At 47.7% G+C, this 10,114-nt stretch carries 11 protein-coding genes; 7 read left to right on the top strand and 4 right to left on the bottom strand.

The window, feature by feature from the left end; genetic code table 11:
- The first annotated feature begins 230 nt into the window (after positions 1 to 230).
- The 5 genes from IQ230_RS25125 (at position 231) to IQ230_RS25105 (ending at position 5,165) form a co-directional block, all read left to right on the top strand.
- Positions 231 to 1,229: an alpha/beta hydrolase gene (locus IQ230_RS25125; RefSeq protein ID WP_193934930.1), complete on the top strand. Its 999-nt coding sequence runs from the start codon at positions 231 to 233 to the stop codon at positions 1,227 to 1,229.
- 129 nt (positions 1,230 to 1,358) lie between these two features.
- A complete protein-coding gene (locus tag IQ230_RS25120) occupies positions 1,359 to 2,537 on the top strand; it encodes an aldo/keto reductase (RefSeq protein ID WP_193934929.1) in 1,179 nt (392 codons plus the stop codon).
- A 94-nt stretch (positions 2,538 to 2,631) separates the two neighbouring features.
- Positions 2,632 to 3,516: an FAD:protein FMN transferase gene (locus tag IQ230_RS25115; RefSeq protein WP_193934928.1), complete on the top strand. Its 885-nt coding sequence runs from the start codon at positions 2,632 to 2,634 to the stop codon at positions 3,514 to 3,516.
- Between the two features lie 635 nt (positions 3,517 to 4,151).
- Complete coding sequence (locus IQ230_RS25110; RefSeq protein WP_193934927.1) at positions 4,152 to 4,295, top strand: hypothetical protein; 144 nt, start codon at positions 4,152 to 4,154, stop codon at positions 4,293 to 4,295.
- Between the two features lie 195 nt (positions 4,296 to 4,490).
- Positions 4,491 to 5,165, top strand: a complete 675-nt coding sequence (locus IQ230_RS25105; RefSeq protein WP_193934926.1) for an amidase family protein — start codon at positions 4,491 to 4,493, stop codon at positions 5,163 to 5,165.
- Positions 5,166 to 5,196: 31 nt separating this feature from the next.
- On the opposite strand, the gene IQ230_RS25100 is transcribed toward IQ230_RS25105, so the two are convergent.
- The 4 genes from IQ230_RS25100 to IQ230_RS25085 form a co-directional block, all read right to left on the bottom strand.
- Positions 5,197 to 5,541 carry a nitrile hydratase accessory protein gene (locus tag IQ230_RS25100; RefSeq protein ID WP_193934925.1) on the bottom strand — a complete coding sequence of 115 codons (345 nt, stop codon included), beginning with the start codon at positions 5,539 to 5,541 and terminating at the stop codon, positions 5,197 to 5,199.
- 21 nt (positions 5,542 to 5,562) lie between these two features.
- Positions 5,563 to 6,174, bottom strand: a complete 612-nt coding sequence (gene nthA, locus IQ230_RS25095) for a nitrile hydratase subunit alpha (protein ID WP_193934924.1) — start codon at positions 6,172 to 6,174, stop codon at positions 5,563 to 5,565.
- Between the two features lie 29 nt (positions 6,175 to 6,203).
- A complete protein-coding gene (gene nthB, locus IQ230_RS25090) occupies positions 6,204 to 6,923 on the bottom strand; it encodes a nitrile hydratase subunit beta (RefSeq protein WP_193934923.1) in 720 nt (239 codons plus the stop codon).
- 121 nt (positions 6,924 to 7,044) lie between these two features.
- Positions 7,045 to 8,013: a CobW family GTP-binding protein gene (locus IQ230_RS25085; protein ID WP_193934922.1), complete on the bottom strand. Its 969-nt coding sequence runs from the start codon at positions 8,011 to 8,013 to the stop codon at positions 7,045 to 7,047.
- Between the two features lie 223 nt (positions 8,014 to 8,236).
- Here IQ230_RS25085 and IQ230_RS25080 point away from each other — a divergent pair, with 223 nt between their 5' ends.
- Both IQ230_RS25080 and IQ230_RS25075 read left to right on the top strand, forming a co-directional pair.
- Positions 8,237 to 8,509, top strand: a complete 273-nt coding sequence (locus tag IQ230_RS25080) for a hypothetical protein (RefSeq protein WP_228055329.1) — start codon at positions 8,237 to 8,239, stop codon at positions 8,507 to 8,509.
- A 106-nt stretch (positions 8,510 to 8,615) separates the two neighbouring features.
- A complete protein-coding gene (locus IQ230_RS25075) occupies positions 8,616 to 9,797 on the top strand; it encodes a virulence factor (protein WP_193934921.1) in 1,182 nt (393 codons plus the stop codon).
- The last annotated feature ends 317 nt before the right edge of the window (positions 9,798 to 10,114 follow it).

The raw sequence follows: 10,114 nt of genomic DNA, 5'->3' as shown, positions 1-10,114 counted from the left end.
ATCGAGCCACTCTTTGTTACTCAACATCTCTTGAGATGTTACGATATTCAGTCCGGCTACTGATGCACTATTTAAGATTTAAAACACTTCCCCTAGCCACTTAATCCACTGTTCATTCAGCAACGCCAACTTGGCAACAGAAAGCTGGAAGTCTCGGTGGTCAGACTCGGCTGCATGGATATGAGTGCCAACGATGGTCAGCCTAAAGTTACTAAACATGGGAGGTCAATGTGAAGAACGAAGTATTTGACTACAAGCAGAACCCGTTTACGCTGGTCTATGAAGACGCGATCGCGAAGAACGAGTCTGGCAAGGTCAATATTCACCCGGTCACCTACAAGCTGAATGGACTGGATATTGCAGCCAACGTCTACACTCCTGCGAACTACGATCCGAGCCAAACATATTCTGCGATCGTCGTGGCGCACCCCAATGGCGGCGTAAAGGAACAGACAGCGGGATTGTATGCCCAGCACTTGACCGAACAGGGCTACATCACGATCACCGCAGATGCTGCGTATCAGGGCGCTAGCGGCGGCGAGCCGCGTAGCGTGGACAAACCCGCGTACCGCATCGAGGACATCCACGGCATGGCGGACTTCATCACCCGCTATCCAGGTGTCGATGCCGCGCGGCTGGGGCTGTTGGGCATCTGCGGTGGGGGTGGCTACTCGTTGGCGGCGGCAAAAACCGACAAGCGTTTCAAGTCCATCGCGACACTGAGCATGTTCAATTCTGGACGGGTTCGTCGCAATGGCTATGGAGACTCACAGGTGGCGACAATTCAGGAGCGCCTACAGCAGGCGTCCGCCGCCCGTGCCCAGGAAGTCGCCAGCGGAACTATCCTTTATGCAGGTGATGCAGACATGACAGACGCGCAGATCGCCGCGCTGCCGTTCGATCTGTATCGGGAGGGTTATGAGTATTGCTGGAGAACGCACGCGCACCCCGGCTCGACGTTCAAGTACACAATGAGCAGTTTGCTGGATCTGATGCGCTGGGATGCGACCGATCAGATCGAACTCATCGACCAGCCTTTGCTGCCGGCGATCATCAGCAAAGCCGACAGCCTGTATATGAGCGAGGACGCATTCGCCAAAGCGACGGGCACGACGGACAAGGAATTGTTCAAGATCGAGGGCGCTACGCACATCGCAACCTACTGGAAGTCCGAATACACCAATACCGCGATGGGCAAGCTGACACCGTTCTTCGCTAGAACTCTCTAGCTGCGGGTTCTGCTATTGCAGCCGTTGGTTCTACATGTTGCCGAAAGAAGTGTGCAATGAACGTCCTTAGGGATCTGTCGCTCTTGCTTCTGCTATTGGGTGCTAGGGTGGCACCTTAAAGGAAAAATCATGCAAAAACGAAAAGATGGAAAACACAGCCCCGCCCTGCCGAATCGCCGCACATTTCTTGGTGCAGGGGTAGGATTAGCCGCCGCCTCATTGTTGAGTCGGTTGTCCGCCAGTGCACAGTCTAGTCCGGCGAACCGTCCCGCTGACGGAGATTCGTCGCCTACGCTTGAAGGACGCCGCAGGCTCGGCACTCTGGAAGTATCTGCCGTCGGACTTGGTGTCCAAAATATGAGTAGAACCTACCAGACGACCATCCCCACTCGATCTGAGATGTTAAACATCATTCGGACAGCCTTCGACCGGGGCGTCACATTTTACGACGCGGCTGAGGCTTACGGGCCGCACGAAGTGGAACGCATCCTCGGCGAAGGCGTAGCGCCATTCCGAGATCAGGTCGCGATCACATCGAAGTTCGGCTGGAACATCGATCAGGAAACTGGTGTGCGTCGTCCGGGTCTCAACAGTCGTCCGGAACACATCAAGCAGGTCGTCGAGGGTATGCTCAGTCGCCTCCGCACCGATCGCATCGATCTTCTCTACCAGCACCGCGTTGACCCACAGGTGCCGATCGAAGATGTTGCTGGCGCGCTCAAGGAGTTGATGGCGCAAGGCAAGGTTTTGCACTGGGGTCTGTCTGAGATGGGGCTGAACACGTTGCGCCGCGCTCATGCCGAGTTGCCCGTGAGTGCTGTTCAGAACGAATATTCGATGCTGTGGCGTGGGCCGGAAGAAGCGGTAATTCCTCTGTGCCAGGAACTGGGCATCGGCTTTGTCCCGTGGAGTCCGCTTGGTGTAGGTTTCCTAACCGGTGCCATTGATGCCCAAACGCGGTTCGCTCCCGGTGACATTCGCGGCATTGAGTCCCGATTCTCGCCCGAAAATCTGCCGCATAACCTGGCGCTCGTGGATTTGGTCAAAACCTGGGCTGTGCGGAAACAAGCCACTCCTGCCCAAATCGCGCTGGCGTGGCTCTTGGCACAGAAGCCGTGGATCGTGCCCATTCCCGGCACGACACAGATGCCACACATGATCGAGAACATCGGCGCAGCAGCCGTTCAATTCACGCCTGCCGAACTCGCCGAACTGAACCGGTCTGTTTCGGCGATCCAGATTCGTGGGGCACGTCTGCCAGACGAAGTGCTGGTCTTTTCGGGTGTAGAGGCGCCCCCGAAGCCCTGAACGTTTCAAAGCATACTTTGCTGAACATGAAACCATTCATTACACCGCTCTGTGAATTGTCTGAATGAAGTAGCGACGGAGTAATGATGCCAGTATGTTTACGTTCTCGTTCAATGCTATCGGAACCCAATGGGAGATCGAAACCTACGAGCCGTTAGCCCGTGGGTTACAGCAGCGGATTTTCAGGCGGATCAAAGCGTTCGACATCACATACTCGCGGTTCCGCCCAGACTCCCTCGTCTCTCAGATCGCTGCTGCTCCGGAGGGTGGCTGCTTCGACTTCCCCGACGACTCGTTCGCTCTCTTCGATCTCTACGATCGGCTTCACAGGGCTACCGCAGGTGCCGTTGACCCACTTGTCGGTCGGGATCTCGAACTCCTCGGCTACGACCGGACGTACTCGCTCACGCCCGCATCCGACCTCGTCCGAGCCAATGCACACGCTAGGGGGAGAGCGACTTGGTCGAAGGACATTATCCGGGATGGCACCTCGATCGTCACGCGGCATCCACTCGTCATCGACGTTGGTGCAGCAGGGAAGGGCTACCTCGTGGACATTGTTTCTGAAATCCTGCGCGAGGATGGATTCACTCAATTCGTGGTTGACGGTAGCGGAGATATTCGCCATGCGGGTGAGTCCAGCCTCCGGGTTGGACTTGAACACCCGTTCGACCCTCGGCTGGCGATCGGCATCGCTAACCTGCAAGATCGTGCCCTGTGCGCCTCTGCGGTCAATAAACGCGCTTGGGGTGATGGTCTGCACCATGTGCTTGATGCCCGGACTGGCGTTCCAGTTCAAGATGTGGTCGCGACATGGGTGGTTGCCGATACTGCCGCGATCGCCGATGGACTGGCGACGGCGCTCTTCTTCACAAGGGCAGACCATTTAGCAGCGGTCTTCAGGTTCTCATATGTGCGGATGTTTGCCGATGGTCGTGCCGAGATCTCGCCGAACTTCGACGGCAAGCTCTTCTCATGAGAGCGCATTCCTCAGCAGACCCCATGCCTGTAGCTACAGCCAACAGAATTCCACCTGACCAAACCACATAACCCACAAAGTAAAGGAAAAGAGAAGATATGACTAGACTGAGCAAGAAGATACAAGTCTCAATCGCAGGAATTTCCGGGGCGCTGATCATCACTGGATGTGGGATTGTGAATCGGGAAGCCGCACGTCCGACATCTGCCCCGACTAATGCTGTCACCCGTTTGAGGTCAGCATCAAGTCCAGCCGCCTCTTATGCAGACGGCGTTTACACTGCGACTGGTCAATATGGAGGTCTTCCCTCGTCCATCACGGTGACCGCCACCCTGTCCGACAACATTATCACTGATGTCGAGGTTACCCCCCATGCCACAAATCCGACCTCGCTCGACTACCAAGAAAGTTTCGCCGATGCGGTTCCGGCGGAGGTTGTCGGTCGTCCGATCGACGAGGTGAGAGTGGGACGACTCGCAGGTTCCAGCAGCACCCCCGACGGGTTCAACGCCGCGCTTCAACAGATTAGGGAGCAGGCCCGCAGATAGGGGTGACGACCTCGGAGTGACCCTTCACACAGCCACCAGTCGAATTTACACAAAAAGCTAAACACTCTCCTCCTGGGTCGTTTGTTTATGAATAACATTACCTTGCGAGGTGGGAATGCACCCGCTCGTGCTTACATTCCAGAATTGCTAGCTGATACGGTGGCAGACAAACTCGATACCTCTGCTGTTCTTGATTTAACCGTCGATCTCAATGGTATTCCCAGAGGGTAATTCTGCAATGGATAGCTGGGAAGCAATCAAAGTCATGGTACGTCCCTAGAGAACTTGGTTCATCAAATCTGAAAGGGATAGAAGTAAAAAGCAAAGGCTGACTGAGTTGTAACTACTATGTCGTGAACTTTTCAGCCTTAACGACCAAAATTTTTCCGTTGCTAAAACTAAGGCAGAATCGGCGTCCTCCAAAACTTGTTCGGTTCCGAGCCAGAACACGCAGTAGTTAATGAAGTTATCAATGCAGCGATCGCGCAGATGAGGCAGCAAGGAGCAATTATTGTGCCTGTAAATATTGCTGGCTTAGATGCTGACCAACTTGTTTCTGATGTTAGCGTCCATCTCTACGAACTTAAACCACATTTACAAAGTTACCTGCAAAGTCTTGGTTCGGCTGCACCTGTCAAAACTTTTGATGAAATTGTTGCATCAGGAAAAACGCATCCCTCGTTAAAAGATATTTTGCAAAAGGCTCAATCTTTAAGTACAAACGACCCTGAATATAAGACTCGTCTTCTCCAGCGATTAGAACTGCAACAAACGATTGTTAAGGCGATGGCAGATTGTCAACTCGATGCCTTTGTTTATCCCCATCAAAAACAACTTGTTGTTCCTATTGGTGAATCTCAAATTGGTAGAAATGGTGTTTTAGGGGCAATTACAGGCTTTCCTGCAATTACTGTACCTGCTGGATTTTCACCCCAAAGTAAATCAGCACCGATTGGCGTTCCAGTAGGTATCGAATTCTTGGGTAGACCTTGGAGCGAACCAATACTACTTAGACTTGCGTATTCTTTTGAGCAAGCTACTACCATCGTCGTTCTCCTGTTAGTACGCCTCCACTTGCCCGCACTCCTTGAGTACTTCTAACTACTAATGCTCAGGTAATAAGAAACTGCAATTAAAAGTTTGGCTTAAGTAGCTGTTGTGTCCGCGTTTCTAGCTCTTCTATGTCGATTAGATCGAGTTCGCATACTAGGCGTTCTAAAGCGAGAAGCCAGCGTTGATAATAATCCCAATTCGGATCGTCTTGGCAATGATTTGCTTCCCATTCAGCAATTGAAACGATTAATTCTTGACGAAAATCCTCCCACTCGTAATGTCCTTTTTTAGAAAGCGCGATCGCAATGCCAAATGCTCGACTTTCCCAATCTATTTGAAATAATAGCTCTCCGTTGCTGCGAGGCGGTGCATCTTGATGCCCTAACATACTTGCAGTTACAAACTGCTCAAACTTAATCTGCATTTGGCACTCCTAAAGATTGTTCTAGATGCTTGTGGGAACTTGAACTTTAGCTGCTCCTTGCATTGCTTCTGGAGTAACTACGGTAGCGAGTTGTTCTTCTGTCCATCCTTCTGTACCTGCGGGACGTTCTGGTATCACGAACCAGCGAATTTGGGCACTTGTATCCCATACTCTTACTTCAGTCGTTTCAGGAATATCTAGCCCAAACTCTTTTAATACTTTTCTTGGTTCTCTAATTGCTCTTGCGCGAAATGTTGGATCTTTGAACCAGTAAGGAGGTAAACCTAGAACTGGCCACGGATAGCATGAACACAGAGTACATACAATTAAGTTGTGTACGTCTGGAGTATTTTCGACTGCCTTCATATGCTCTCCCTCAGCACCTGCCATGCCGCGCGGCAAATTCATTTGAGCGATCGCTGAAGGTGTATCTTCTAACAAGCGTTGTTTGAAATCAGGATCTACCCATGCTTTGGCAACAATCTTAGCACCGTTAAACGGTCCCATATCCTTCTCAAAGAAGTCGATCACTTGATCAACAGTTTCACTTGTAATAATTCCTTTTTCAATGAGCAGAGACTCTAAAGCTTTAATGCGGGCTGCATTATAGGCTTCTCTGCTACTTTCATTCATGACCTTAAGCTCCTTAAAAATCAATGCCTTCAGATAGGGTTTTCGATATATGCTTCGTAGATATCTGCGTAAATCCAGGTTTTTGGCTCTGTCAAGTTACCCCAAATCTCATGGGAATCAAACTTGATGCTGTAAATGGGCATTGGATCTCCCACTCCATCCCCTGTTTGCAATGGATAGTTGTAAACGCCTTCGTAAACTACATCGACAACTCCCTTCTTATTTCGCAAGTATCCTGGTAATTTACAGTGTTCTGTTGGTAGCGGATTCTTAATAGTTACAATATCGCCTACACTGAACTTAGGTTTGATATCTGCATTGCACTTGGGCGAATCTCCTACACGCAAATACTCGATTACTTGCGCGTCAATTTCAGGCTTACTGTTATGAGGTAGAGAAGTATTGGATTTTTCCAAGAATATTTCAGTTTTTGCATCCAGTTCTATTGTAGAAACGTATCCTGATTCAATAAAGAAACTGGAGATACCGCCGAGCCATTTCTCATAGTAACGGTACTTGAAGTAGTCGAAAGGATTCATTCCCTCTGCAAGCTTGCGCAGATTCGCCCACGTCCAGACACTTTTGAACTTAGTAGGTGTCACCTTCGCAGTTTCTAAGTGTTGGCTAAGAGCCATCATTGCTACATGAATACCAAAGATTCGCTTTTCCCAAGGCTGAACAAAAACTCGCTTCTCGAAGTTAATGCGTCCTAGTCCCTCAAGTCCACCAAGATAATGCTGAAGTTTCATTCGGTTGTTTGAGTAAGAGTAGCGTATCTAATTAAGTTATGTGCGCTTAAACCGTAACAAAGCTACTAGTAGTATTTTGTAATGAAGATTACATTTGTGACAGCCAAAGAGTGACAAATATTTAAATTAAGCAGTTGCGGAACTCTTGTTTTAGCTGATTTTCATCCAAACTGCGACCGATAAAGATCAATTCGTTCCTGCGGCTCTCGCCTGGTTTCCAAGGGCGACCTGGTCTGCCATCTAATAGCATATGAATGCCTTGAAATACAAAACGCCGATCTTCTGCATCGACATTGAGGACTCCTTTGAGTCGAAAAAGATTTTGACCTTGAGTTTGCGTTAATTGATTTAACCAGTTTGTTAACTTATCGCTGTTAACCGTTCCCATTTCTGCAATCGCAACTGAATAAATAGACTGATCGTGTTCGTGGTTAGCTTCATCCAAAAAGTTAGGGTCAATTGATAAAGTATTCTTTAAGTCAAAGGCTTCAATTCCTAAAACACAGTCAATATTCAAATCACAGTTTTGGGTATAATAAAACTTAGCAAATGCATTGATTTTCCGCAGTCGCTTCTCTAATTCTACTAACTGTGTTTTTGAGATTAGGTCAATTTTATTAATTAGAACTACATCGGCAAAGGCAATTTGTTCTTGAGCTTCGTAACTGTCCCAATGATACCAAATATGTTTAGCATCAATGACTGTAATAACTGCATCAAGCTCAGTATGCGATCGCATAATTTCATCTACAAAAAATGATTGAATAACAGGTGCAGGATCGGCGAGTCCTGTTGTTTCAATGACTAAATAGTCAAATTTATCTCGTCTTTGCATTAAGCTGTTAACGATCCGAATAAGATCGCCGCGTACTGTACAGCAAATGCAGCCATTATTCATTTCTAGAATTTCTTCATTAGTATCGATAACTAACTGAGCGTCGATTCCTACTTCACCAAATTCATTAACAATTACAGCTACTTGTTTCCCGTGTTTATGAGTTAGTATGCGGTTCAAAAGAGTAGTTTTTCCAGCACCTAAATAACCTGTAATAACGGTCACAGGTACAGGTTTTGCTTTTATATAAGCCATGATACTAACTTGTTACTTTTTTAATCAATGAACTTTTTTCTTTTTCTTTGAGCTTGGAGTTAAAATTTTATAAAAATAAATAACTTAAATAGAGATTCAAGCAAAGTTTTTTCATTATATTAGTTATTAGAAGCAAAGAATAAATGCTGTATTAAGCTATACAGTATTTATAGAAAAAATAAGTAATTCTTTCTGAATACAAACAGCACCCCATACAACATCTTTGACCGGAGAAGCTAACGGGATTAGGGTAGGAATCGTTAAAGAAGGTTTTGGCATTTCAGGATTATCAGAAGCTGACGCTGACGTCGATGAAATTGTTATGGCAGCTGCTTACCGCTTAGAAAAGGTAGGTTGCAAGGTTAGTCAAGTTTCGATTCCAATGCACCGCGATGGTTTGCATATTTGGACTCCTATTGCTACCGAAGGCGCAACAATGCTCATGGTTAAGGGCAACAGCATGGGAACTAATTGGATCTGTGCTTCCGCTCAATAAATTTATTACAAATTATTTATATAAGTTGTCAGATTGCAGCAAGCTAGGATCTAAGTGAAAACAACCTTGTGGTTATTTATTACATATTCGAGTTAAGGATAAAGCTATGCAACTTCTCTCGATTGAAACTACTCCCAGTCCTAGCTGCATCAAGCTCAATTTGAATGAGTTTGTTAGTGCTAAAGCGCTGACACTACAGCAAGGAGTAGACCAAACGGATGCCCCTGCGTTTGCACAAAAGTTGCTTGCCATTGAAGCCGTTCAGTCGGTCTTTCTGTTTAAGGACTTCATTACACTGACGCGCAAGGGGAATGCAAACTGGCAACCAATTCTAGCTCAGGCTGCTCAGATCGTCGGAGTTGCTGAGGATGCAGATCCAAAACTTTTAGATCGCGTTTCACAGCCCCAGGAAGCAGCTTTTAGTTCAACTAACGCGCAGCAGACCTCGAACTTAAGTCACATAGAGGTAGCTGTTCAAAAGTTTCGCGGCATTCCAGTTCAAGTGCGAGCAATCGCTGCTGATGGTCAGCAAGCACGGGTAGCACTGCCAGAGCGATTTAATCAGGCACTTCAAAGAGCAGTTAGTGCCACCGGAGCGAATTACGTAGCAGAGAGACGCTGGGAACCGTATCATTCCCCTATTGGTTCGCCTGATGAGGTCGCGCAACTGGTTGCTGACGAGATTGCCAGTCTAATTAACGAAGACGAACTAGCTCAAATTGAAGCAGCAGCATCTGGTGAGTCCGAATTTAAGCCAATTGATAAGACTTCCTTACAACAAGCACTTTTAGCTGATTTACAGCATCCGAACTGGAAACATCGACTTAAGGCGTTGCAACAACTTGAAGTGACCCCTGAAACGTTTTCTCAGGTCGTGGCTGCACTTGACGACGAGCAAAGTACAATTCGTCGCTGGGCGGCAGCACTTCTTGGTGCTAGTGGCATGGCTACTGCGGTAGAACCACTTTGTCATGTTGTCCTTGCAGACTCGTCTGCTATAGTGCGTCGCACAGCAGGTGATGCTTTAAGCGATTTAGGGGACATCAAGGCAATGTCAACGATGTGTCAAGCATTAGAAGATCCCTCAAAACTGGTTCGTTGGAGAGCGGCTCGATTTTTAAATGAGATGGGCGATCGCAGTGCTGTTGCTGCCTTACACCGTAGAATTGAACGCGAACCTGAATTTGATGTTCGGATCGAAATGATGGCAGCGTTGGAGCGAATTGAAGGCGGTGGTGAAACTCAAGTGCCAATGTGGCAGCGAATTACTCAAGGAGTAACAGAATAGTTCGCATCAACAACCAAGTGCATATTACTCAGACTGCGGTGAGTCTAATGCTTGACTTAGTTTGTCTTTATCCTATTCACTTTGGGCTAATGCATGCATGACCTTTGAAATTTGAAAGCGATCGTTACGGGATCGCACCTTATCGTAAATTAATGACAGATGCGCTGCAATTTTAAAATAAGTCTGCCTAAGAGGAGGTCTGAAAAGTAAAAAAGCTCTCGTTACAATAACCTGTCAATAGCAAAAAATGACAGAGAACGAGAGTCATGGGTCAATCATATCGTACCGATCTCACAGATGAACAATGGGAATTACTG

This window comes from Gloeocapsopsis crepidinum LEGE 06123 (assembly GCF_015207655.1).
GTDB classification, from domain to species: Bacteria; Cyanobacteriota; Cyanobacteriia; order Cyanobacteriales; family Chroococcidiopsidaceae; genus Gloeocapsopsis; species Gloeocapsopsis crepidinum.
The sequence above is the reverse complement of the archived record's forward strand: the minus strand, read 5'-3'. Positions and strand labels throughout refer to the sequence as shown.